This window comes from Alistipes shahii WAL 8301 (assembly GCF_025145845.1).
Lineage (GTDB): Bacteria > Bacteroidota > Bacteroidia > Bacteroidales > Rikenellaceae > Alistipes > Alistipes shahii.
Genome location: NZ_CP102253.1, coordinates 1,872,635 through 1,897,178, shown reverse-complemented (window position 1 = coordinate 1,897,178; position 24,544 = coordinate 1,872,635). Strand labels below are relative to the sequence as shown.

Here is a 24,544-nt window from a genome sequence, read left to right as displayed (position 1 = left end):
AGGTTGAAATTTAAGGTTGGTGTCATTGGAACCCTCTCGACGTTCAAAAATACCAGATACGGCAAGTTCCAAATGATATTTCAAATATACGCAGACCTCATTCCTCACAGGGCGAAAATCGTACATAATAAGGCCAATTTTAGTTGCCAGACTATAGAAGGCACCTTGGCTGCATCCTGATTGCTCTGTTTCATAGTCCTTAATACGGAAAAACTCCGTAAAATAATCCACTCTGAATATTTTGTCTCTGTGCAAAAGATCGAAATCTTAATTAATCAGAGCTGTATTTTTAGAGACCTGATTTGACCCTTTTTTGTTAATAGCAATATGAACAGAACGGAAGACTTTCCCAAACTATGGATCGGCTCTTTCATCAAGACATGCCTGGTTAATTTCCTCATTTTCATTAACTTTCATGCGCTGCTGCCCACGTTCCCCTTTTTTATCTCCTCTCTGGGCGGAGATGCCGTACCATAGATTTGGCAACAGCGTTGTTCAGCATCGCGCCCATCCTGTCGAGACCCTTCGTAGGATGGCTCGTCGACACTCAAGGCCGTCGCCTCGTCCTTATATGCGGACTGGCAGGAGTGGCGTTCGTCCCGATGGGGTATTTCATCTCGGCAGGCATCGCCACAGTCGACACGCCGTTAAAGCTCGGCGAATTGTTCGAACCGATGTCCGTGCCGGCCGCTGTTACACAACTCTTCTTCATGATGGCATACGGAGTAGTCGAGGTATATGTCGCGATCTATGCCGTACTCCACTGTCTGCCCAGCGAAGGTATTTATTTCATCGGCATTGCCGTAGCTGGGACGTGTGGTGGTAAGTCCGGTGAGGCGCGACTGGTGTACACAGGAAATGCAGCTATTATCACCGGGATACTTCTGCTGGTATTCGCGCACAACATACCGTGCTACCTGTTGTTGTGGCAGCACTGCTGGGATACAGTTTCGGAGCTGTGCAGTCTGCCCTGCAGACCATGGCCATGCTTGTCGAAAGACGAGGTGCCGCAAGCTCTACGTTTTTCGTGGCTTTCGATTTCGGGATTGCATTGGGAGGATTTTAGCAGGATTACTCGTGAAATACCGGGGATATGACGACATGTTCCTCGGCATGCTCTTGGTATTGCTTCTTTCTATAGTATTACATTACTTGTTCGGGCGTCGACACCCTTCGTCTTCCCCCCCCCTCCCAAAAAAAAAGAATACGGCATGAACCGGATAACGCGTAAGTCAGACATCTTCGGTCGAATATGTTTCAAACCGACATACCTGTTTTAATTTCAAGGATTTATACGATAAACAATATGTTATTGATGCGGTTTTCGTTTTTTCGCCTCTGTATTATCCTTTGCTGTTCCTCATACGCCTTCGTATCAGCCAAATCCAATAGGGTGTCGGCAGCTTCGGTCAGGGGATTGGTCGTATGACTTTGCGGGTCGAGTTTTCGTTCCGGATATCGCTGTTCTGCAACCTGACATTCCTCTTTCGGTGCCGGATACAAGTCGTTGAAGACATTGGCTGAAAACTCCTTTCCCAGTACCGATCCGTTGGCGACGATACCTGCATTGTGGTCGATAAACGTCACGCCGTAGATTCTGCCAATCGGATTGATGCGGAAGATTGCGTCGATGTTTTCCGTTTTGAGCAGCCGCCGGAACTCTTCCCGCGTGTTATGCGGGCTCATGGCATCTTTGACTGTTTGTCGCCGTTGGTCGAGCGCTCCCGGTTCTTTCAGTTTGTCTTTCGACATCCCGTAATACTTTGAAGGCCTTATAGCCGATATCCTTTCCGATACGACTCGACTTGAACGGCGTTCCGACACCATAGCCGTCATCGGTCAGGGCACTCATGCGCTCCATGTACTCGCAGGCGATTTCCCGGAGCTGTCCGTCTGTCAGTTTGTCCTCCGGTGAGGGGTTCGGCAAAACATGGAAGACCGTATTGGTCATCCGTCGGTTGGCTTCGAGGTACGGCAGGAAACTCTCCATGCAGGCGTCGACATCCATTCGCCTGTGTTTGTCGAACGGCTCCAGCATCTTTTGCCAATAGAGGATTTCAGCTTCATCCCGGTCTACTTTCTCCTTGTTGTAGTACAGAGTCCCGCCGGGTGTTGCCCCCGACCTTATATTCGCAACCATTCCTTAGCTTGTTTTGCGAGGTTCAGAATCTCGATACTAAGGGTCTTCAACTCGCGAGTCCGTTGTTCCAGTGCGGCGATCTGATGCGGAATCGTGACGTTGGAAAAGTGCGAATTGACAGCTTTTACAATCTGATTATAGTTATTTGCGAGTTTCTGAAATTGGGAATAAAAGTCATTCAAACGGGCGACGAACTGCACCTTCGAAGGATCGCGTCTGACGACAACGAACTCCTCGGCGAAGATTCTTTTGACGATAAAACGGCTGCGGTTATGCTCCGATCCGGCTTTGCAGAGCAGTTCGTTGAAGCGGATGTTCTGCTCTTCATTGAGGCGGAAAGAGTATTTATAGCTCAGCGTTCGGGGCTTCTTTCCGGTTATGTCTGTCAGTTTTCGGTTGGTATCCATATATAGCTTAAAAAAGGGTCGCGACTTGGGAGAACGCCCAGCCTCGCAGAGCGAGCACCTTTCGTATGCCGAAAAGTTTTTCGGCATACAAAGGTACAGCTCGCTGTTGTCTGGCGACAACAAAAATCCGCGCCGGAGAATCTCTGACCAAAGTTTCGAAAATCCTCCGTTGCGGCTTCCGGAGCCGGGTCGGTTCCCGGTGCAATATTACAACCGTTTCGGGGTGTCCCGTCCTGAAAAAGGTTTACAGTGATTGATAATTAAAGATAAACATTTTGGTTCAAAAAATATTGTCCTGATATAAGTTTACATATGCCTTCCGAACAACCGTCTTTCGGCCCCAATGATGTTTGAGTTCCCCGGTTCTAAGTTCCGCTTCCAAGGGCGTAAGCCAATCGCAGCTGGCATGAGGTCTGAATGAATTATAAAGGATAACGATCTGGTCGATGCGTTCTTTTGCTGCCTGAAAACTTTCAAAACATTCCTCGTCGATCCATTCGCTCTTCAGAATACCGTTCACCCGTTCGGCAACGGCATTCTCATACGGATCGCCCTTTTCAGTCATGCTGATGCGAATCCCATTATCGGTCAGCAATTTCACATATTCTTTCGAACAATATTGGCATCCTCTGTCCGAATGATGGATTAACCCTTGCCGTTTTTGCTGCGGAGTCTGGTCTATGGCCATCCTCAGTGCACGGAGCGCTCCGTCCCGTTCCAATGTCGTATTCAGATCATAGCCTACGATCCGTTTGGAATAGGCATCCGTTATCAAAGCCAGATATGCAAATCCTTCTTTCAAAGAAATGTACGTAATATCTCCGACCCATAAACGATGCGGCCGCTCGAGGTCGAAACCCCGGATCAGATTCGGATATTTACGCATCCAGTGCCGCGAGCAGGTCGTAACGCTGTATTTCTTCCGACGTTTGACCAGAAGATTGTTTTCCGAAAGCAGCGTAAATAACCGATCCCGGCTGACCGGAAATCCGTCTTGTTGCAGCAAATGCCACAGTTTACGACCGCCGAGCCTGGGCATCAGTTTCCGGTAGTAACCCACCCGCTCCAAAAGAAGGGTGTCGGACAAGGATCCTTCCCTATTACGCCGTAAATGTTTATAATAGGCCTGACGGGTATAGCCGAACAACCCGCACAGAAACGACAGGCTCATTGCTGTGTGTCTTTCTTTGAGACGCTGGACTGTCCGGCTGCGGATTTTTTTAGCAGGTCGATACCGTATTCTTCCTGAAGGATATCTCCCATGATCTCATAGCCTTCCAGACGTAATAAAGCCTCTTCCAAGCGCCGCCGAAGGGCTTTGTTCTCGGATAATAATTCACTGGCTTCTTCACTCGTAACGCGGGACATGATCGGATAAGGATTAGGGGTACTCACAAAGCTACAACTATTTTTCGCTTTCCAGCGCTGACCCATCTTATGAATCGTAGACATGGGAATACCATGTTCTTCGGAGAGTTGGCGAGCCGTCTTGACTCCGCTCAAATACTCCTGTAAAATCAGATGACGCAACTGACGCGGTAAATAATGACGTGATAAGTCTGAATTCGTTGTTTGCTGCATAAGATTTACTCTTTTCTGTAAACCTTTTTCAGGACGGGACAGTCCGTAATTTTTGCCTCGGTGCGGACTGGAGCGGTCTGGAGCGGACATCGGAACCGAGGTATTTCAGTCGGTTGTATCTTGCAGCATGAAAGGTCGGTTTTCTTATTGCGTTCATTATCCCGATATAAACCGCATTAAACGGAAAACGATATTTTGAATGGTTTAAAACATAAAACCGAACACACATGCTTTACGACTGCAAACCGAACATTCAATCTCAAAAACGTTGTACCATGGATTCATTAAAAGAAACTGACAAACCCGCACCCAATCCTTCTAAACATCCCCGTATCGAAGTCGACGAGGAGTTGATGCGTCAGATGATCGCCGGACAGGCCCCTTTGGATTCGAAAGTCGTCCGCAGGATTCCCGAACCGGAAGAGGAAGATACGGACACTCCCGAGGGAAACACATCGGAAACGGTATCCGGAGCATCGGCACCGACTGCTGAGAAAACAGACGTCGACACCCAAACGACTACTGGAAAGGAGTCGGCCGGATTCCGGCGTAAAAAGCTCGCGCTTCCGGATTTCGAACGCATGTTCTTCGCTCCGGTGGATTGCCGTAATCGCTCTGCGATCTATGTCAGTACCCAAACCAAGTGCAAAGTGTCGGCAATCCTCCACCTGCTGGGAGACGATACGACAAGGCTTACGGCATTGGCCGACAATATGCTGCGGTTCGTCATGGACATTTACAGCGACGAGTTGAATTATCTCCACGAGAAGAAGAACAACAGACGGCCGTTTTGAAAAAGCGGGGTATTTCGACGGCAGATAGCAGGACGGAAGGGGCCGTCGAACGGGCAGGCCGCTCGCGGCTGAACATCAGAACCGGATCGTCAGGAGCCGCAGAATGTCGCCTTTTCCGACGGTAGCGACCAGCAAAACGCCGGGGATGGAAATATGCAAGGCTCGCCCCTCGGGCGATTCGCATGGCCTTGCATATTTCCATCTCTGACGATAAATTCCCTGCCGGCGGGAAAACTTACATCGAAAATTACCCTGCTATTGACGAAGTAAGATCGGGAATCGAATTAGCTGTAAGATAGGAGGCCATTACCGTGCGACCTTGAAGACGCTGCTGAGTTTCTCGCTTAATGCCGCCATATCCTGTCCGATTTTATCATTGGTGATCTTAGCATAGATTTGGGTCGTGGTGATCCGCTTATGCCCCAGCATCTTGCTGACCGTTTCCAGAGGTACGCCCTGCGTGAGCGTAACCGTCGTGGCGAAGGTATGCCGCGCGAGGTGGATCGTGGGGTTGAACGACAGACCGGCGTGTCTGGCAACATGCCGCAAGGACATGTTCAGCGTATTATAAGTGCCTTTGAGCGGAAAGACCCGGTCGCCTGAGAGGTGCATATCCTTATAACGCTCGTAGAGCATTCCGGCAACGGGAAGAAGTTTGACACGGAACTGCGTACCTGTTTTCTGACGCCTGTCGATAATCCAGCGCTCCCCGTTATCGTCCGTATGGATGTCCGCGTGGGTGAGTTTCACCACGTCCGCATGGCTCAGGCCCGTGAAAGCACAGAAGACGAAGGCATCCCGGTTGATACCCGTTCGGTAATTGGGGAGCCTGACATCTATCACGGCTTGTAACTCCGAAGCCGAAAGGTAACGGCGTTCTGAGTATTCCGGCCTCACGTAGAAACCTGCGAAAGGATCGGCGGCAATCCAGCCGTTCTTATACGCCGTGTAGGTCATCAGCTTCAATTTCTTGAGCGTAGAATGGATCGTCCCGGAGCGCATCCCTTGTACCGAGGAGAGGTAGACTACAAACTTTTCGATGAAATCCCGCTTCAGCTCTTTGAAAGGAATATCTTTTACACGGTATTCGTATTCGAGGAAAGAGGCAAGCCGGTTACGGCGTTTGCGGTAATTGTCATAGCTCGAATAGGCGCGGTCTTTGCCCACACGTTTGAGGAACCCTGCAAGGTATTCGTCGAAGGTCTGCAACAGCAGGCGGCAGTCGTCGCCCATACCGAGGAAGGCGTTGCGGACTTTTTCGGCCGTAACATACGAATCACGGTCGCAGAGCCGCTGGTACTGCTTGCCGATATTGGTCTTGATATTTTCCAGTTTTTCATTGAGACGCTGAGCTTCGAGGCTCTTACCGGAAGCCTTGTTCGCCTTGGCATCCCAAAGGGTGGAGCGAACGGTGAGTTTGCAGCTGAACTGCGACATCGTACCATTAATCGTGATACGACCCATGACGGGAACCTGACCATGTTTTTCCGACTGTCTTTTCACGTAGAAAAAGACTTTGAAAGTGCTGCGTTGCATGATAACCTGAACTTTGTGGATTTGTTAAACGTTAAGTCAGGTTATTTGTTATGCGGAAATCCAACACAATAAGCTGAAAACAAGCACTTTAGTGTAAATCAAAGCATTTCGGGCAGGTAACGGATAAGTAACACAACTCACCGTTAATCCTGCCCGATTCTGCTATTTTATTGCTCGGAACAGATGCAGAACAGGGAATTAAATACCTGTAAACATGATATTTACTCTTTTCTGCATATTCGTTTACCTACAAATACCGAACCGATGATTCGGTCTGCCGCTTTTCACATTCCTGCGCCCGCAGCGTCAATCCCGGTTGACCGGGCCGTCTTTTCGTCCATACGGTCTCCGGATCACTGCACCAGCATCGCGTGCCGGTAACCGTCGGTCTTGTTCCAGTCGCCGCGCGTGAAGTCGGGAACGGCCACCGGGACGCTGTTGTGTTCGAGCGACATCGCCGTAAGGGCGCCGATGCACGACCATTCGGCCGCATCGTAGACATCCTGATCTAGCGGCAGGCCATGTTGCAGGCAATAGACCAGCCGGTAGTCCATGATGAAGTCCATGCCGCCGTGACCGCCGACCTCGCGGGCCTTGGCCTCGATGTCGAGGACGATCGGGTCTTTGTACCGCGCCATCAGCGCCTCACGCACCTCCTTCGACACGAAACGGTGGGCGTTCAGGTTCTCGTGGTCGGGCACGCCCGAATCCGCAAGCTGGTCGGGGTTGAAGGCATAGCCCTGAACGGGGTATTTGTTGGCGAATCCCTTCGTGCCGGTCAGCTGGTACATGCGGCTGTACGGACGGGGCGTGTAGACATTGTGTTCGAGCAGGATCGTGCGGCCCTTCTCGGTCTTGATCAGCGTCGTCGTATGGTCGGCGTTGGCGAATTCTTCAGCGCCCAGCTTCTCGCGGGCGAGTTTCAGCCCGTTGACCGAGCGGGTGTCCATCGCCACCAGGCAGTTCATCTTGTCGCCGCGGTGGATGTCGAGCAGCTGGCAGGCGGGACCGAGGCCGTGCGTGGCGTAGACGTCGCCGCGGTGATCCCGGTTGAATTTCAGACGCCAGCTGTCCTGATAGTAGTCCCAGAAAGCGTCGAGGTCGTGGATATACGCACCTTCGACATGGAGAATGTCCCCGAACAGTCCCTGCCGGGCCATGTTGAGCGTCGTCAGCTCGAAGAAATCGTAAACGCAGTTTTCGAGCATCATGCAGTGCCGCTGCGTCTTCTCGGCGGTGTTCACCAGTTGCCAGCACTCTTCAAGCGACGTGGCGGCGGGAACTTCGACAGCGACGTGCTTGCCGTGCTCCATGGCGTAAACGGCCATCGGGACGTGCAGCTGCCACGGGGTCACGATGTACACCAGGTCGATGTCGTCACGCTCGCAAAGCTGTTTCCAGCCCTCCTCGCCGCTGTACGGAGCCGCCTCGGGAAATCCGCGACGCACGAGAATCGCCTGCGCGCTGTCCACGCGCTCGGGATAAAGGTCGCACAGGGCTTTGATCTCGACGCCGTCGAGGTGCGTGAAGCGTTCCACGGCCCCGGGACCGCGCATACCCAGCCCGATGAAGCCCACACGGACCGTCTCCATCGGCGCGGTTTTGAGTCCCAGCACCGATTTCTGGCCCGGTTCGCGCGCGGGCGTATCGAAGACGATCACGCCGTCGACCGTCTTCCATCCTTTCGATTCGCAACCGGAAAACAGGAGAATGCCTCCAAGGGCAGCCAGTAAAATGAGCAATTTCTTCATTAGTATGACAGATTGGTTAGTTTCGTTACAAAAGTATGAAATATTTTGAAATCTGCGCCCATTTGACTACTTTTGCCGTCGTAAAAATCTCATTTCATGTTTCGTAGATTCGCGGCGGTAATCCTATCGGCCATCCTGCTCTCGCCGGGGTGGCTCGGCATGACGGGCATGACGCTCCTGATCGGGTTCGTCCCGCTGCTGTGGGTGAGCGCGTCGTACGACGACACGCGCCGCTCGTGGTGGGGCATGTTCGGCTGGGCGACGCTCGCGTTCGTGCTGTGGAACGCCCTGACGATCTGGTGGATCTGGTACGCCACGCCCGTAGGCCCCCCGGCCGCCACGCTCGCTTCGACGACGATGAACATGATCGCCTTCATGCTCTTCCACACCGTTTCGAAAAAAGCCCCCAAAGCGTTGGCCTACGTCACGCTCGTCACGGCGTGGATCACGACGGAATACTGGTACACCGTGGGCGACTTCTCGTGGCCGTGGCTCATCCTGGGCAACGGCTTCTCGCACGAAGTCTGGGCCGTGCAGTGGTACGAATACACGGGCGTTTTCGGCGGCACGCTGTGGGTGTTGCTCTCCAACATACTGATTTTCGAAGCGTTGCAAGCCCGCCGCAGCACACGCCGGTGGGCGGCGGCAGCCTGCTCCGTCGCACTGCCGATGATCGCGTCGCTGTGCATCTGGCAGAGCTGGGAGCAGCCCGACGAGGGGACGGCACGAGTGAGCGTCATCCAGCCCAACGTGGACTGTTACGACAAATTCCACGGCGACACCCAGCGGCAGGAGCGCAACATCGCGGACCTCATGGCGGAGGTCCCCGCCGGCGCGCAGTTCATCCTGCTGCCCGAGACCGCAGTGCCGGGCGACTACCTGGAACCCGGATTGAGCGATTTCTATTCGGTGGGCGAACCGGGCGCATTCTGGCAGGAGCTGACCGACTCGCTCCGCAGCCGGCATCCCGAAGCCCTGCTCATCACCGGAGCCGGCACCATTCGCCGCTACCCGGCCGGGGCGCAGACCGAGACGGCCCGCCCGGAACGCTTCGGCGACGGCTATTACGACCGCTTCAACACGGCCGTGGGGCTGGACTCCGCGGGCCGCATGCAGCTGCACCACAAAGGCCGGCTGGTGATCGGCGTCGAAAACACCCCGACGTGGGTCTTCGACGCGATGAAATTCCTGGTCATCGACCTGGGCGGCACGGTCGGACAGATCGGCAAGGGCCTGCACGGCACGGCTTTCGAGCACAACGGCGTCAAAACCGGACCGGCGATCTGCTACGAAGGGCTTTACGGCGACTTCTACGGCGGATTCGTGCGCCGCGGCGCGCAGTTCATGGCCATCATTTCGAACGACGGCTGGTGGGGCGACACGCCCGGTTACAAACACCTGTTCTCGATCTCGCGCCTGCGGGCCGTCGAACACCGCCGCGCCATCGCCCGCTCGGCCAACACCGGGAAATCGGGCTTCATCTCGGCCCGCGGCGACGTGGGCCAGACGCTCGGCTGGGAGCAGCGCGGCGTGATCACCGCCGAGGTCCCGCTCAACTCGGAACTCACCTTCTACACCCGCTACGGCGACTGCCTGGCCCGCATCTCCGAATACATCCTGCTGCTGTCGGTGCTCTACTACGTGGCCTACCGCTACAAACGCAGGAACCACCTCGTCAAATAAACCCCTTGCTGATATGAATTACACCCAGACACTCGAATTCCTCTTTCAGTCGCTTCCCGTCTTCGAAACCCAGGGCGCGACGGCTTACAAACCGGGATTGGAGCGCATCACCGCATTCTGCCGCCACATCGGAAACCCCCAGCGCAACTTCTTCACGATCCACGTCGCCGGAACCAACGGCAAAGGCTCCGTGGCGCACATCATCGCCTCGGTGCTCCAGCAGGCCGGATACCGCACGGGACTGTTCACCTCGCCCCACTTGCAGGACTTCCGCGAACGCATCCGCGTCGACGGCGAGATGATCCCCAAGCAGAAGGTGGTGAACTTCGTGGACAAGCACCACGACAAGATGGTCGAACTGGAACTGTCGTTCTTCGAGATGACCGCCGCAATGGCCTTCGACTACTTCGCCCAGAGCGACGTCGAGGTGGCGGTGATCGAAACGGGACTCGGGGGACGGCTCGACGCCACGAACATCATCGTGCCGATATTGAGCGTCATCACCAACATCGGACTGGAACACACCTCCCTGCTGGGCGACACGCTGCCGAAGATCGCCGCGGAAAAGGCCGGAATCATCAAAAAAAGCATCCCGGTGATCATCGGCGAGGCCGACGCGCGTTACAACGGGGTTATCGAACAGGCCGCCGCGGCCAACAAGTCGCGGGTGATCTACGCCGAACAGGAATTCTCGTGCGAGGAACACCACATGAAGGGCACGGGCCAGAGTTTCCGCCTCCACCGCTCGCGCGACGGAAGGGCGTTCGACGTGTCGCTCGACCTGCAGGGCAACTACCAGAGCCGCAACATCGTGACCGCCTCGGCGGCGGTCGACTTCCTGCACGAGGAGACGCCGCTCACCATTTCGCGCCGCGCCTATCTCGAAGGCATGCGCTGCGCCGCGGCCAACACGGCCCTGATGGGACGCTGGCAGACGCTGGCTGAATCGCCGCTCACGGTCTGCGACACGGGCCACAACGCCCACGGCATCGCCTACGTCGCCGACCAGCTGAAAGCCACGCCCCACCGGGAACTCTACTGCGTGATCGGCTTCGTACGCGACAAGGATCTGGCGCACATCCTGCCCCTGCTGCCGCGCGACGCCCACTACATCTTCACGCAGGCCCACTCCGAGCGCGCCCTCCCGGCCGCCGAACTGACCGCGAAAGCCGCAATCTACGGACTCCGCGGCGAGGCGGTGGAAGAGGTGACGGCCGCCGTGGCCCGGGCCAAAGAGCTGGCCGCCCCCGAGGACATGATCTTTATCGGCGGCAGCACCTACGTCGTCGCCGAAGCGCTGTAAAGTCCCGTTCATAAAAAAAGCCCGCTGCGTGAGCAGCGGGCTTTTTCGTCATCGGAGCGCCCGGACGGCCACCCGCCCCAGCCGCAGCACGAAGGGCTGGCGGAAATCGGCCGTGACGACCCCGCCGGCCGAGTCGTCGGCCGGATTCTCGGGAATCGTGGCCATGACGGCCGAAGCGGGCGTCAACCGCACGGTGAGCCGTTTGCGCCCGAGCAGCGAAACCGGGAGCGGCACGCTGTACTCGGTGAATCCCAACGCGGCGTCGTACGAAAGGCGGCGCAGGCCGAGGTCTTTGATCACGGCATCGTTGTAAACGACCGGCCGCAGTACGAAAATACGTCCGGCATCTATGAACGGCAGCCCGTCGGCCGAATATTCGACCTTCCACTCCACGGGATAACCCCACGAACGGTTGATGTCGTGGTTGCCCGCAAGGAACGAGAAATCGAACGAGAGGCCGCGCCCCTCGACGCCTTCGGTCGAAGTCTCGACGACGATGGCTTCCGCACCGCTCATGCGGCCGCGGTTGTCGAACCGGAACCAGTCGCGGGTGTCGGAATCGAGCCGCAGGGCGGCGTTGACGCGCATGGCCTTGCCGTCGCCGTCCTGCGCATAGCGCGTGTCGTACTCCGTATCGAGCCGCATCCTGGCCCCGGAGGTCGTCGAGAGAAACCCCTCGCCCGCGTCGGGAAGGACACGGTCGCCCGCGACGCCCGACTTCGGGGAGCGGGGCGTGTAGCCCTGCTTCTCGAAGCGGATGGCGCCGTCGTAATTGCGGTCCCAGTTCCACTCGGCGACCACGACATAGGAGGAGGCCGTATCGCGCGGAATGGCGATGTCGCGCTCGTCGAGCGGACGGATCGCATAACGTCCCATGTCGCCTCCGTAACGACGCATCGGAGTATGGACCAAGACGCCCGAGACGGCTCCGACGCCGTGCGGAACGCCGCGGCCGTCGCGCCGCCACGCGCATTTGGTATTGACGAGCATGTAAATCGAACCGTTGTCGGCATCCTTGAGCAGCGACGCCCACCCGTCGGTGCGGCGCGACGGCTGATCGAAGGCGTTGAGCCGCGACCGCTGGACGCACGATTCGAATACGTTCGCATAGCATCCCTGCTTGCTCAAAAACTCCGTTCCGGCAAGCGTCACATAGGTATAGAGGTCCTCGTCCTTCAGGTCGGCGATGCGCCGCTCCTTCGCGGGCAGTGCGACGCCGCGTTCGAGCACCTCGACGTTCGCGGCGCACAGACCGTCGACCGTGTAGCGTTCGGGGTCCGTCTCCCCGGTCAGCGAACAGCCGCCCAGGTCGAGCCGCACGCGGTCGCCCCGTTCGAGGCGGTTTTCGTAGATGCCGGCGAAACGCAGCCTGAAGCCGTAACGGCCGTCCGGGCTTTCGACATAGGCCGTGCGGAGATTCTCGCCGAGATCCACCTTGTCCCAGGAGACATTGGGGTTGAGCTCCATGTTCTGCGAGCGGTAGTCGCTGACGACAAGGGCTTCGAGCTGCGTACCGGGAGCCAGCCGCACCGTGCGGCCCGCAGCCTCGGCCCGCAGCGCCGCGAAATCGTCGGCCCGCACGCCCGCGACGGCGGCAAGGCAGAGCAGGGCGGCCATTGCCGTTCGGATCGTATGTTTCATAATCGGTAGGTTTTAGTTGTCGAACAAATCGTTGAGGACGCGCGCCAGCCGGTAGGCCCCGCGCAGGGCCTGGTCGACGGGCAGGGCGCCGTGTTCCCGCAGAAAACCCTCGTCGATGTCGTCGCCGGGCTTGGCCCAGTCGTAAACCACGCGGCAGCTGCGGGCGCACTCCAGCGCCCAGTCCGCAGGTGTGCCCTCGCCCACGGCACGCTGCTTTTCGGCGGGCCACTTGTCCAGTTCGCGGCGGAAATCCTCCTCGGTCCAGTCGGGATACTGGCGCGAAACCGAACCGTCCCAAACCCAGTGGTAGGTCACCTCCTTACCCTTGTATTTCAGGAGAAAGAAGTCGTAGTGCCGCGGGGCGTCCATGCCGCCCGGCAGATCGGCGAAATAGATGTGCCCCGGGCAGTGCATCTCGCCCACGAGGTGGATGACGTACTTGAGATTGACGTTGACCGTCGAATCGGAGAGTTCACGGTAGTTGCGCAGCCGTTCGATGGCGCGCGTGAGCTGGCGCACGGCGTCGCCGTCGCCGTTGGGACGCAAAGGTTCGGGCGGCACGCTGCCGTCCTTGTCGATGGTGACCATGTGCCAGTAGGTCGTGATCTCGTAACCGGGGGCCGTGCGGTAGCGGTCCATCCAGGTCGAATACTCGACGATCGACTGATCGAGGTAACGATCGAGCACCTGCCGGGTGCGGGGCGTGAGGTGCGCTTCGGCGATATAGGCGATCAGGCGGTGTTCACGCCCGCCCCACGCGAAGGCCGCCGTGCCCGCACAGAGCATCAGCAGCAGACAAATCAGTTTTTTCATGGCGTTCATTTTCGGTTGGCGTACTCCCGGAAGGCGGGATACAGGTAAGTGTCGTAGTTATGCGCAATGGTCCACGGAGCCGAAACGTTGTCGCTGCGCTCCTCCCCCGCGACCGTGCCGAACGTGCGGGTGGAAATCTCGTAGGTGAAGGGACCCCGGTAGCGGCATTCGGCAAGCAGCGTATGGTAGAACTCGCCCCACAGCCCCGCCCGCCCGATGGCGTCGGCATAGCCCAGCCGCCCGGCGTAGCCCGGCATCAGGTGGTCGTCGTTGATCCGTCCGTTCCAGCCGCGGTTGCCGTGAATGTGCAGCTGGCCGATGCGCGCACCGGCGGTACGGAGCCAGTCGACGACGGTCTTTCCGGGCTGTTCGCGCGTGAGATAGAGGTTGGCGTGGCCCGTGTCGAAAGCGATGCGGACTTCGTACCGGTGGCTGCCCAGCGCATTGGCCTCGTCGACGGCCGCGGCGAGCACCGCGGCATCGGCGCCCACGCCGTAGGACATGTTCTCGACACAGACGTGCGCCCCGATCTCGTCGGCAACCGTCTGCAACTCGTGCAGCGACAGCGCGAGGCTCGCGGCCGAACTGCCGTCGCCGAAGGCGAGGGTCTGGTTGCAGTGGACCAGCACGTTTTTCGGCTTCAGGGGTGCGACGGCGCGGATCGCCCGCGTGAAGAAGGCCACCGAGGCGGCACGGTCGGCGCCCGCGGCGCAGAGGTCGCGGTTGCGCGCGGCGGTCGTCGATCCGTAGGGCAGGTGGATGCACCACACCTTGCAGCCGTTGGCGGCGAGCTGCTTTTCGGCGAAGGCGATGTCCCGCGTCCAGACCGACTCGTCGGACGAGAGGCTGGGGCAGATCCACGTCATGCCGTAACCCGGCGTGACGGTGTAGGTCGTCTCGTTGGCCATCGAGAGCACGGCGCTCGGACGCAGACGCAGGCGCGAGACATCTTCACCCGCGGCGGCGCGTTCGGTCGTGGGTTCGACCGTGACGCAATCGCCCGCATGGGCGTAGCGGCCCGTGCGGCGAACCTCCACGTCGTCGATCCAGAAGCAGTTTTTGACGTCGCGGATCACCGTGGGCATGAAGCGGAACGCACTTCCGGCAGCCACGGCCCCGAACGACATCCGCACCTGGTGCCACACGCCGGACGTCAGCTTCGCGGCGCGCAGCAGGACGGCCGTACGGGTGACGCCCTGCACCGACTGCGAAATGTCGGTCCCCGTCGCGACATCGACATCGACCGGCATGCCGTCGACCTCGCACCCCAGCAGCACGCCCGACTCGGCCATGCAGGCCACATCGCTCTCCATGCCCCGTTCGAGGCAGATGCGGAACGACAGTTCGGCGCAGCACGGTTCGCCGGCGGCGGCCATGCGGGGCGTCACCAGGATGCCCCGGTTGCCGTAACCGCCGACGTCGCCGCCGCACAGGCAGCCGCGATATTCCGCGGCGTAAAAGAGCCGCTGCCAGTCGTAGAGTCCGCGGTTGCGCAGGTAGTCGCGGCGCACGGCGAGCGTCGCGCTTGCGGCAGGCGCGGAATTATAGTCCGAGGTCTCGAAAAGCGCGCTGCCGGGCGTTCCGGCCCCTTTGGCGACATAGGCCGCCTCGGTCCCCGCCGATGTGGCCGGCGACGGCACGGAACTGCCGGCCCCGACACCGTAACCGCCCGTTTCCGCAGCGTAGTCGCACCCCCAGACGCAGTTGTCGAAATGCTCGGCGAAGAGCAGGTCTTCGCCGGGAGCGTAATTCAGCGGCACAAGGGTCTTCACCCCGCCCGCCGCGACGGCGCACGGACCGGGAATCTCCCAGGTCGCCGAGCGGTGGGCGCAGTCGGTGACGCGGACGGAGAGGCCCGACGCGTAATAGCCTGCGGGAACCGCCACGCAGAACTCCGTTCCGGAGGCCGCGGGCCGAACCCCGCCACCCGTCCCGGCACAGTCGAGCACCACCCACGGCAGGTTCCCGGAATTGCCGTTCCGGACAATCTCCGGCGTCGCCGGATCGAACGGAAACAGGCCCGAAACGGCCCCTCCGGAGCGATCCTCGACGCGAACCGAAGCGATGTGCGCATCGCCCGCGAGCGGAATCCGCACGACGCCGCACAGCGGCGAGAGCGTCACGTCGGCCGCATCGCCCGTGGTCCGGACCGTGCCGTACATCGGGCATGCGGCGGCCTGCAGGCTGCCGCCCGAAACCGGAAACTGCGCGGGAGGCAGCACGAAGGCCCGCTTCGCGCGGCTGTAAGCATCGGCCGGGAAATGAACTGTATAAAGACCGTCCGCAGAGACATCGGCCCCCACGACCGGCACGCCGTCGGCGTCGAAGCCCACCGTGCGAGCCACGCCGTTGACCAATGCACGCGGCTCCCCGGACCAGTCCCAACGCATTCCGGACTCCCCGGCAGCCACCTTCAGCCGCAGGATCACCCCGCCGCCCGCAGGCGGACGGGGTTCGTCCCCGTCGTCCGCACCGTCCCCGCCGCAGCCCCCGAGGAGCAGCGGAAGGACGAGCAGGACACATACCGTATGACGGATCGCAAGCATGACGCTACCGGTAACGCAGGGTGATGACGCCCCACCGCAATTGGTTGTCGTAGGTCGTGGCGGCGCTGATCTCGGCGGTTTCCGTGTCGCCGTTCCAGACGAGCGGCAGCACGGTCATCACCTTGTCGTAGGGGCGTATGCGGACCATCACCCGCTCCCGGCCGAAGACCTCCGCGGGGAGGCGGAAGAGATGGTCGGTCAGTCCGATACCCGCCGAGGAACAGGTGTTGTAGCGGTTTCCGGCCAGCGAAGCGTCCCACCACGGCAGCGAACGCAGGTGCACGTAGTCGACGCCCGTGGCGGCGCTCGGGCAGAGCGTATAGCTCTGTCCCCCGTCGACGGAATACTCCACGCACCAGTGCGCCGGATAGGTTTTCGAGGTGGTGGCCGAAATGGTCCCCGCGGCGAACGAGAAGCCGAGGAGCATGTGCGAGCCGTTGAGCGAGGCGGTCGAAAACTCCATGCGCAGGCCGTTGTAACCCACCACTTCGTTCCCTTCCCAGCGATACCAGCCCTTCACGCCGGCCTTGACGAAATAAGCTTTGCAGGTGAGCGACGTTCCGAGCGAGCCGACCTCCGGATTGTTGTAATTGCCCGTTCCTGCAATGGGCCAGGCTTCGGCAGCAGTGGTTTCGACGTGGTTTTCGCAGAACAGTTCGGCATTCGGCACGGTCTTGCCCGACGAGATGTCGTCCGACGGCGTGATCGACTCCAGCCGGTTATAGGCATACCGGCTGTTGAACTTGGCATAGGTCCCGAACGAGTATTTGTGAGGGTTGCCGTCCCATTCGGCAAACTCCGTATAGGCCGACTCCCCGGCCCATTCCATGCCGAAGCCCGACTCGTCGAGCACGCGGATCTGGTAGCGCCCCACGTTGCCGTAGCGCGGCAATTCGTTGTGCACCACGATGCCGTGGGTCGTGCCCGTCCCCTGCGGGACGCCCTGACCCGAACGCCGCCAGAGGCAGAGCATGTTGACCGGTGCGTAGATCGAATTTCCCGCGTCGTCCATCAGCAGCGACGCCCAGCCGTCCATGCGGTTGTTGTTGCCCGTCTGCGAGGCGTTGACATCGGACGAAAGGCTGTAATTTTCGTAAACGTTGGCATAGCTGCCCTCCTTGAACAGAAATTCGGTGTTTTCGAGCGAGACGAAGGTGTAGACGTCGTCGTCGGTCAGTTCCGAAATCCGACGCTGCTTGACGGGAATCGCCTCTCCGGCAGCGCTTTCGACCATGTTTTCGCCGACCAGGCTGCTGATCGTGTAGCGCTCGGGATTCTCCTCGCGCGTGAGGACCGTGCCGCTGAGCGAGAGCGAGAGGCGCGTGCCGCGCGCCAGCACGTTGTCCTCCGGCGTGTCGAAGCGCAGGCGGAAGCCGTAGCGGCCGTCGGGGCTTTCGAGGTAGGCCGTGCAGTCGTTGACCGTCACGTCGACCTTGTCGTACGAAACGCTGGGGTTGGCCTCCATGTTCTTGCTGTGGAAGTCGCTGACGACGATGCCTTCGATCAGAATATCCTCGTCGACGGCCGTGCCTTCGGCCGTCGCCAGCGCCCGCACGTCGGCGAACGACACCTCGCGGCCGAACTCGTCGTCCTTGTCGGCCTGCGTGATGTAGAGGTTGGCCGAGAAGGTCTCCTCCCAGCCGTCGACGTAGCTCAGGTTGACGACCGCCTTGCAGACGTCTTCGCCCGGGTTGGGTTTCGTGTCGACGACCAGCATGCCCTGCTCGGGCTGCACGCTGCGAATCCAGTCTCTGGTCGGACCGACGTAGGCAGTCGCGACAGCGAAGTCCCCGAGCGGGATGTTGGTGTCGATCTCGAACTGGGTGAAGGTCTCGACGCTGCCGCGGATCGCCTTGTAGGGAGCCGGACATTCGAGCGACGGAACCACGCCGTACTGCTTGATGCAGACCGTGTCGGCCCGTGTGCCCCCGTCGAGCACGAAGCGCAGCTTGGCCATGCGGCGGAACGAATCGTTCTCCGTAAAGGTGACCGAAACCATCCGGTCGCCGTCGAATTCCGACCGGTCGACCGAAGCCCAGCCTCCGATGTCGCTGAGCGCCTCGACCCGGACCCGGCCGTTGGAATAAAGCTGTATCTGGGCGGTTCCGCCCGACGCCGGAACGAAAAGTTCGTGCTCGGCGGCCGTGAGTTCGCGTACGCGGATGGTTTCGGCGTCATCGACCGAGCAGCCGACGGCCGCCAGGGCCGCCAGGCCGCACACCGCGCCGTAGCGTAATATCTTGCAGGATTTCATGTTCAGGTTCTGTTTTGGGGTTATTTGTAATCGACCGTGATCGTGCCGAAGCGGATGACGGTGGTTTGTTTGCTGTTTTTACGGACCACCGAGGTCGGGATCAGCACGTCGGCGGAGGGATTGCCGCGAATCTGCGACAACAGGCCCGAGGCGGGCGAGAGGCGCACGACGACCTCGTCACGGCCGAAGGCCTCGGCGGGCAGACGGAAAATGCGCTGCTGGAGACCCATGCCGCAGTCGTAGGGTGTGCGCAGGCGGTCGGCATGGCCCGAGCCGTCGATCACCTTGTCCCACCAGGGCAGCGAACGCAGCACGAAGGTCTCACGGCCCGTGGCGGCGTCACGAAGGGGCTGGAACTCGCCGCCGTCGACCGCATATTCGGCCTTCCACTCCAGCGGGAAATTCCACGAGAAGTTGCCGTCCTGGTTGCCTGCGCCCCACTCGAAGGCGAGTTGCAGGGCCGTGCCGCGGGCTTTTTTGGTCGAGAAGGCGATATAGAAGGCGTTCGAACCGACCATGCGCCCCATGTTGTCCCACTTGTACCAGTCGGGCACGGGAGCCTTGAAGACCACCGCACCGTTGCCGACCCATCCCTTGTTCTGCGTCCCGAGGGCGTTGTAGTCGCCGTCGACGTGCACGAAAGCGCCGCAGTCGGTCCAAAGATAACCGCGCGAACTTCCGGCGTCGTTGAGCACCCGGTCACCCTTCCGGCCTTCGGTTCCGAGGTTTTGGTAGCCGAGCAGTTCGAATTCGAGCGACGCGCCAGCCGAACCGTCGAGCAGCCACCCCGTGAGACGTTTCCACGGGGAGTTGCGCTTGCGGCTGACGCCGATGCCGCCCTCGTCGAGCGGGCGGATCGAGTAGCGCCCCATGTCGCCGCCGTAACGGCGCATCGGCGTATGGACCACCACGCCCGAGAGCGGCCCCATGCCCTGCGGCAGGGGTTTGCCGGCGCGGCGCCATGCACAAAGGGTGTTGACCAGCATGTAGATCGCACCGCCTTCCGAGTCGCGGACGAGCGACGCCCAGCCGTCCATACGGTTGTTGATGTCGTATTTGTAGTGGTGGAGTTCACCGCAGGATTGGGCGTAAGGCTCCCAGATGTTGGTGTAGGAACCCTCCTTGAAGACGAACTCCGCATCGCGCAGCGTCACGAAGGTATAGAGGTCGTCGTCGGTGAGCGTCGCGACGCTCCGCTCCTTCACGGGAAGATCCGCGGCCGTGCCGGGCGCGACCGAGAGGACGTTGAGCGCCTGCACGCCCGTCAGCGTCATGCAGTCGGGCGCGGCCGTGCGCGTGAGACGGCAGCCGTTGAGATCGAGGCGCACGCGGTCGTAACGGGCGAGCCGGTTTTCACTCGCCTCGTCGAAACGCAGGCGGATGCCGCAGCTGCCGTCGGCGGCCTCGACATAGACCGTGCGGTCGTTCTCCTCCAGATCGACCGAATAGTAGTTCAGGTTGGGATTCAGCTCCATGTTGGGGCTGCGGTAATCGCTGACGACGATGCCTTCGACCACCGTCGGGGCGGTCAGCAAGACCGACTTTCCGGGTTCGCACAGCCCGCGGAGCTGTCCGAACGGCCCGGCGGCCGCAGCCTGTCCCCAAAGGAGAAGGGCCGCGGCGGCGAGCAGGTATTTCAGCAGGTGTTTCATGGTTCGGCACTATTTGTATTGGATCGAAAGGTCCTCGACATAGACGCCGTTGGCGATGTCGAACGGATAGGTCCGCGCTATGCGCAGGTTGCGGTGCGTCTGGCCCAGAGCATAGCCGTCGATGCCGGGATTCCACGTCGCGATGACGTCGGACGAAGGGCTGATGCGCACCCGCACCTTCGCCTTGCCGAGCACCTCGGCGGGCAGCACGAAGCGGTAGGGCACCAGACCGAAACCGAAGTCGGACTGGGTGTAGACGCCCGACCGGTTGGCCGTGTCAAAGACCGACGTGCGCGTCGAGCTGTTGTTGATGCACCACGGCAGCGAACGCATCTCGAAACCGCGCTCCCCGGTGGCGGCGTTGACGGCTTCGGTGTAGTCGCTCCACGTCGCCCCGTCGGCCGAGGTGGCGTACTCCACCTTCCAGTAAACGGGGTATGAGCTGGCGTTGGTCCACGAGCAGGCGGCTTCGTTGGTGCTGTGCTTGCCCGCGGCGGTCGAGAAGCTGACCGCAGCGGCCGAGCCGCCGACGCCCGCCGTCGAGAACTCCATCACGATGCCGTTGGTCTTACCGGTCCATGTATCGCCGTTCCACTCGTACCAGCCGGCAACGTTGCCGAGGAAACCCAGCATCGTGTATTTCGACATGCCCATCGTCGTGCCGTCGCCCGGCACGTAGTTCGAGACGTTCAGTCCGCGGTAGCCGTGAACGATGGCGATGGGGTACGAACGGTCGGCGGTAACCGTCTGATTGAGCATGCGGTTCTCGCTGTAAAGCCGCGCCCCGCCGCCCGTGTTGTCGGTCGTGGCGTGCATCCGGTTCTGGACGAGCTGCGTGGCCGAATTGGCCGCCGAGCCGACCGTGTAGGTTCCGTTGTCGTTCCACTTGTAGGCGCCGACCGAAATCACGGCCTTGTCCAGCCGCCACTCGACGAGCGTCGCATAGGCCGACGCCGCGGCGCGCGGGATGTCGATGTCCGCCTCGTCGAAGGGCCGGATCGAATAACGGCCCACGTTGCCGCCCCAGCGTTCCATCGGCGTGTGGACCACGATGCCGCTGACCGTGCCGACGCCCTGCGGCACGCTCCGTCCCGTGCGGCGCCAGCCGCAGTTCATGTTCACGAGCATGTAGATCGCGTCGTTGTCCCCGTCGTAGAGCAGATTGGCCGCGCCGTCCTTGGCCTTCTGGGCCTGCGTGCCGCCGGCGAACGAGAGGTTCGCATTGCAGGGATTGCCGATGGCGTCGTACTCGCGGACATTGGTATAGGCGCCCTCCTTGACGGAGAACTCCAGCCCCGAAAGCGCGCAGTAGGTGTAGATGTCGTCGTCGGTGAGCGTCGCGATGGTCCGCGCCTTGGGCTCCAGGGCGGAGGCTTCGGCCGCCTTTTCGATGTTCCCGGCCTTCAGGCCGCGCAGCGTGTAGCGCATCGGGTCGCTTTCGCGCGAAAGGGTCACGCCGTCGAGCAGAATCTTCACCTGCTCCCCGCGCAGGCAGACGTTGTCGGCCGGGGCGGCGAACTTCAGGCGGAAGCCGTAGCGGCCGTCCAGGCTCTGCACGTAGTTCGTACAGTCGTTCTCGTCGGTGGTGATGCTGTTGGGACCCGTATTGAGGTTCTGATCCATGTTCGGGTTCCCGGCGTCGCCGATGACGCGGCACAGCAGGTAGTCGATATGGTCCTCGTCGCTGGCGTAGGATTTGTCCTCGGCCGTGAAGAGCGCCCGCAGATCGGCGAACGACACTTCGCGCGGCTGGGCCGTCACCCGCTGCGTGATGTTCGAAGAGGCTGAAACCACACCGCCCGCAAGGTCGGCGCAGGAGACCGTGATCGTCGCATAACGCTTCTCCACGCCCTCGTTCGCCGTAATCGCGTAGGTCAGCTCCCCGGCGCCGAGTTCGACATCGGAGATAAAGTCCGCGACAGCCGGATCGGCGTACGTGACTTCGACCTTCATCTCCGCAAGCAGCGCCCCGAGATTGGTCGAGAAGGCCACGGCGCGCCGGCCGCCCTCGATGGGAGCCACGTCGTCGGCGAGCGTGATGCGGGCCTCGTCAGCGCTCTGCGTCACGGTGAACGAGTCGCCGAAAACATTGCCGTCGGCATCCGTCACCGAGAAGCCGACCGTCGCCGTGCGGGGTTCTCCCGTGGCGTTGGCGGCCGTGGCGAAGGTGATCAGCCCCCGGCGGGCCAGCGGAATTTCGGTCTCGCCCGCCTCCTCGTCGTCGGCATGGTAGACGACATCGGAAATCCACGCGTCGCCCTCCGCGGCATAGGTCACCGCGGGCACGACATCGCGGAGAAGCTCGTCGGGCAGGTTGGTTTCGAAAGCCGCCGTGCCCTTGTAGGCGCCGTTGGCGAAGGCGAGGTCCTTCGAAAGGAAGATCAGTTCGGGGGCGGTGATTCCCGCCTTCTGAACCACGGTGACGGTCTTTTCAAGCCCCGAGCCGCGCAGCACGACCCCGACCGAACGGGTCAGTCCGGGGTTGTCGGCGTAATTGAGGCGGATGGTCGTGATGCCGCTGCCGGCCGTGCGGTCGAGCGTCGCCCACGCCGACTCGGCGGTGAGTTGAGCGGTCCACGCCCCCGAGCAATAGACCGTGACGGGGAGTTTGCCGGCCTCGGCCGTGACCGAATACCGGTCCGTATTGACGGCCAGGTCGTAACGCTCCTCGAAGGTGTCGGCGCACGCGACCGCGAAGAGTCCCGCGAGCGCCAGTATCAGGTTGTTGATTCGTTTCATCGGTTCTGGTTTTTATAATCCGTCGGCAAGGTATTCGTCGTTGGTCAGCACGTAGCCCGAAAGGGCGCACTGCGCGTCGGGAATGGGATAGTAGCGGTGGCAGGGGCGCATCTTGCCCTTGAGCGTCGCGTTGTTGGTATAGGCGTAGGTCTGGTCGTACCAGATGCCCCAGCGCACGAGGTCGAACTTGCGCTGGAACTCGCCGCCCAGCTCCCGGGCGCGCTCGCAGCGGACAGCCAGCGTGAGGTCCTCGAAGCCCGTGAAGTTGGTGACGGGATCGACGCCCGCACGCTGGCGGACCATGTTCAGGTAACGCATCGTCTCCTCGGCGTTCTCCAGGTTGCAGTAACATTCGGCCATCATCAGAATGGCGTCGGCATAGCGGAAAATGCGGTAGTTGTTCGAATCGTAGTTCTGCTCGATGTCCGGACACCAGAATTTCGGACCGGGCCAGGGCACTCCGTAGTTGTGCGTGATCTTGAAGGTCTCGCCCGCCTCCAGGTCGCCCAGGCCGAGGAAGTACTGCACGCGGCGGTCGATCTTCTGCCCGCGGATCTCCCCGGCGGCCAGCGCCTCGCGGTCGATCTTCACCGTATAGCGGTTCAGCGTCGCGTCGTAGGTGTCGTAGGTCAGGGGCAGGGGGTTGAACAGCGCGTCGACGTAGGCCGCATTCTCGGTCTGCGTATTGCCCGTCGCGGGGCGGAAGATCGCATAGCGGTTGTTGGCCCGCAGCGACGACCAGCCGGGCATCGACGTGCCGTAACCCTTCAGGGGTACGCCGTCGAAGACCCCGTCTCCGTTGTGCGTGGGCATCATGATCGCCGCCACGTTGCCGTTGTACTGCGTGCCGGTGAGCGACCAGGCGTGCTGGATCTCGAAGATGGACTCCGCAGGGTTCTTGTAGCGCCACTGGGTCTCGGCCAGCGGATAGTTGCCTTCGTTGAAGTCGCCGTAAAGCTCCTCAAGGGCTTGCAGGGGGACCAGCGCCCCGTTCCAGTCCTCGTTCCACATGGCGAACTTTGCCATCAGCATCAGCGCCAGCGCATAGCCCGAACGGTTGTCGACGGCCTCCGAGGCGCGGCACTTGCGCCCGTTCTCGGCGGTGAACCACGGCAGTGCGTTCCGCTCCAGGTCATCGTACAGCTCCTGGCGGATTTCATGGGCCGGGGTTCGGGGCAGGCGGCGGATTTCGGCCAGCCGCTGGTCGGTGTCGACCATCGTGGTGTAGAACGGCACGTCGCCGAACATGCAGGTCAGCACATAGTAGTAAAACGCGCGCATCACGCGGGCTTCAGCCGCCAGAGGCATCTTCACCCCGTCGGCCAGGTCGGCGGACGAGATGCACTCGACGCACTCGTTGCAGTACATGACGCCTTTGTAACCCTGCGTCCAGACGTTCTTGCCGTATTGCGGCTTGGCGGGAGTCACGTCGAGGCAGGCGTCGACGGTCGTCGAGGAGGAGTACCAGATGTCGGTGCAGGCCTCGGTGACCAGCATGAAGTTGGCCGTATAGATCGCATTCGCAGGCATGTAACACGAATTGAGCGCCGCAATGCACTGCGACTCGTTCTTGTAGAACGATTTGCGGTTGACGAACGAGGTCGGCTCCTCCGTCAGCGAACAGGAGGCGAACAGTCCCGCCGCGAGGAGCGTCAGTATGAATTGATTGAAGTTTTTCATCTTCTTCGGAAATTGTCGGGTGGA

Annotated in this window: 18 protein-coding genes; 4 read left to right on the top strand and 14 right to left on the bottom strand. The window is 60.4% G+C overall.

All coding sequences use genetic code 11. From position 1 onward, the window contains the following. Positions 1–479 precede the first annotated feature (479 nt). On the top strand, positions 480–1,097 hold the full coding sequence (locus NQ492_RS08230; protein WP_147344333.1) for an MFS transporter: 618 nt from the start codon (positions 480–482) through the stop codon (positions 1,095–1,097). A gap of 193 nt (positions 1,098–1,290) precedes the next feature. On the opposite strand, the gene NQ492_RS08225 is transcribed toward NQ492_RS08230, so the two are convergent. The 5 genes from NQ492_RS08225 to NQ492_RS08205 all read right to left on the bottom strand — a co-directional run bounded on the left by NQ492_RS08225 (position 1,291) and on the right by NQ492_RS08205 (position 4,128). After that, positions 1,291–1,686 (bottom strand): hypothetical protein, encoded by a 396-nt coding sequence (locus NQ492_RS08225; protein WP_015548095.1) that lies wholly within the window; start codon positions 1,684–1,686, stop codon positions 1,291–1,293. Further along, a complete protein-coding gene (locus NQ492_RS08220; protein ID WP_015548094.1) occupies positions 1,673–2,140 on the bottom strand; it encodes a relaxase/mobilization nuclease domain-containing protein in 468 nt (155 codons plus the stop codon). The genes NQ492_RS08225 and NQ492_RS08220 overlap by 14 nt, the downstream gene beginning before the upstream one ends. Beyond that, positions 2,125–2,547, bottom strand: coding sequence for a plasmid mobilization protein (locus tag NQ492_RS08215; RefSeq protein WP_083810267.1), 423 nt, complete (start codon positions 2,545–2,547; stop codon positions 2,125–2,127). The genes NQ492_RS08220 and NQ492_RS08215 overlap by 16 nt, the downstream gene beginning before the upstream one ends. A 280-nt stretch (positions 2,548–2,827) precedes the next feature. Next, positions 2,828–3,718: an IS3 family transposase gene (locus tag NQ492_RS08210; protein WP_259874101.1), complete on the bottom strand. Its 891-nt coding sequence runs from the start codon at positions 3,716–3,718 to the stop codon at positions 2,828–2,830. After that, positions 3,715–4,128 (bottom strand): hypothetical protein, encoded by a 414-nt coding sequence (locus tag NQ492_RS08205; protein ID WP_014775546.1) that lies wholly within the window; start codon positions 4,126–4,128, stop codon positions 3,715–3,717. The genes NQ492_RS08210 and NQ492_RS08205 overlap by 4 nt, the downstream gene beginning before the upstream one ends. A 275-nt stretch (positions 4,129–4,403) precedes the next feature. Here NQ492_RS08205 and NQ492_RS08200 point away from each other — a divergent pair, with 275 nt between their 5' ends. Continuing rightward, complete coding sequence (locus tag NQ492_RS08200; protein WP_149886948.1) at positions 4,404–4,922, top strand: DUF3408 domain-containing protein; 519 nt, start codon at positions 4,404–4,406, stop codon at positions 4,920–4,922. 306 nt (positions 4,923–5,228) lie between these two features. On the opposite strand, the gene NQ492_RS08195 is transcribed toward NQ492_RS08200, so the two are convergent. Both NQ492_RS08195 and NQ492_RS08190 read right to left on the bottom strand, forming a co-directional pair. Beyond that, positions 5,229–6,458, bottom strand: coding sequence for a site-specific integrase (locus tag NQ492_RS08195; RefSeq protein ID WP_259872889.1), 1,230 nt, complete (start codon positions 6,456–6,458; stop codon positions 5,229–5,231). 353 nt (positions 6,459–6,811) lie between these two features. After that, on the bottom strand, positions 6,812–8,209 hold the full coding sequence (locus NQ492_RS08190; protein ID WP_015546798.1) for a Gfo/Idh/MocA family protein: 1,398 nt from the start codon (positions 8,207–8,209) through the stop codon (positions 6,812–6,814). A 96-nt stretch (positions 8,210–8,305) separates the two neighbouring features. On the opposite strand from NQ492_RS08190, the gene lnt reads away from it, so the two are divergent. Together lnt and NQ492_RS08180 are read left to right on the top strand one after the other, a co-directional pair. Further along, positions 8,306–9,892, top strand: coding sequence for an apolipoprotein N-acyltransferase (gene lnt, locus NQ492_RS08185; protein ID WP_044054211.1), 1,587 nt, complete (start codon positions 8,306–8,308; stop codon positions 9,890–9,892). A 13-nt stretch (positions 9,893–9,905) separates the two neighbouring features. After that, positions 9,906–11,195 (top strand): bifunctional folylpolyglutamate synthase/dihydrofolate synthase, encoded by a 1,290-nt coding sequence (locus NQ492_RS08180; RefSeq protein WP_015546800.1) that lies wholly within the window; start codon positions 9,906–9,908, stop codon positions 11,193–11,195. A 48-nt stretch (positions 11,196–11,243) separates the two neighbouring features. Here the strand turns inward: NQ492_RS08180 and NQ492_RS08175 are convergent, their stop codons facing one another. From NQ492_RS08175 to NQ492_RS08145, 7 genes are read right to left on the bottom strand one after another with little or no spacing between them, the layout of a single operon-like run. Continuing rightward, positions 11,244–12,836, bottom strand: a complete 1,593-nt coding sequence (locus tag NQ492_RS08175; protein WP_015546801.1) for a hypothetical protein — start codon at positions 12,834–12,836, stop codon at positions 11,244–11,246. 12 nt (positions 12,837–12,848) lie between these two features. Next, positions 12,849–13,649 (bottom strand): S1/P1 nuclease, encoded by an 801-nt coding sequence (locus NQ492_RS08170; protein WP_044054214.1) that lies wholly within the window; start codon positions 13,647–13,649, stop codon positions 12,849–12,851. Between the two features lie 5 nt (positions 13,650–13,654). Then, positions 13,655–16,195, bottom strand: a complete 2,541-nt coding sequence (locus tag NQ492_RS08165) for a sugar phosphate isomerase/epimerase family protein (protein WP_015546803.1) — start codon at positions 16,193–16,195, stop codon at positions 13,655–13,657. 4 nt (positions 16,196–16,199) lie between these two features. After that, a complete protein-coding gene (locus NQ492_RS08160) occupies positions 16,200–18,449 on the bottom strand; it encodes a DUF5689 domain-containing protein (RefSeq protein WP_015546804.1) in 2,250 nt (749 codons plus the stop codon). Positions 18,450–18,469: 20 nt separating this feature from the next. After that, positions 18,470–20,101, bottom strand: a complete 1,632-nt coding sequence (locus NQ492_RS08155) for a hypothetical protein (RefSeq protein WP_015546805.1) — start codon at positions 20,099–20,101, stop codon at positions 18,470–18,472. Positions 20,102–20,110: 9 nt separating this feature from the next. Beyond that, complete coding sequence (locus NQ492_RS08150; RefSeq protein ID WP_015546806.1) at positions 20,111–22,840, bottom strand: BACON domain-containing protein; 2,730 nt, start codon at positions 22,838–22,840, stop codon at positions 20,111–20,113. A 12-nt stretch (positions 22,841–22,852) separates the two neighbouring features. Next, the gene (locus NQ492_RS08145; protein ID WP_015546807.1) at positions 22,853–24,520 is read right to left on the bottom strand and encodes a RagB/SusD family nutrient uptake outer membrane protein; all 1,668 of its coding nucleotides are present in this window, start codon (positions 24,518–24,520) and stop codon (positions 22,853–22,855) included. Positions 24,521–24,544 lie beyond the last annotated feature (24 nt).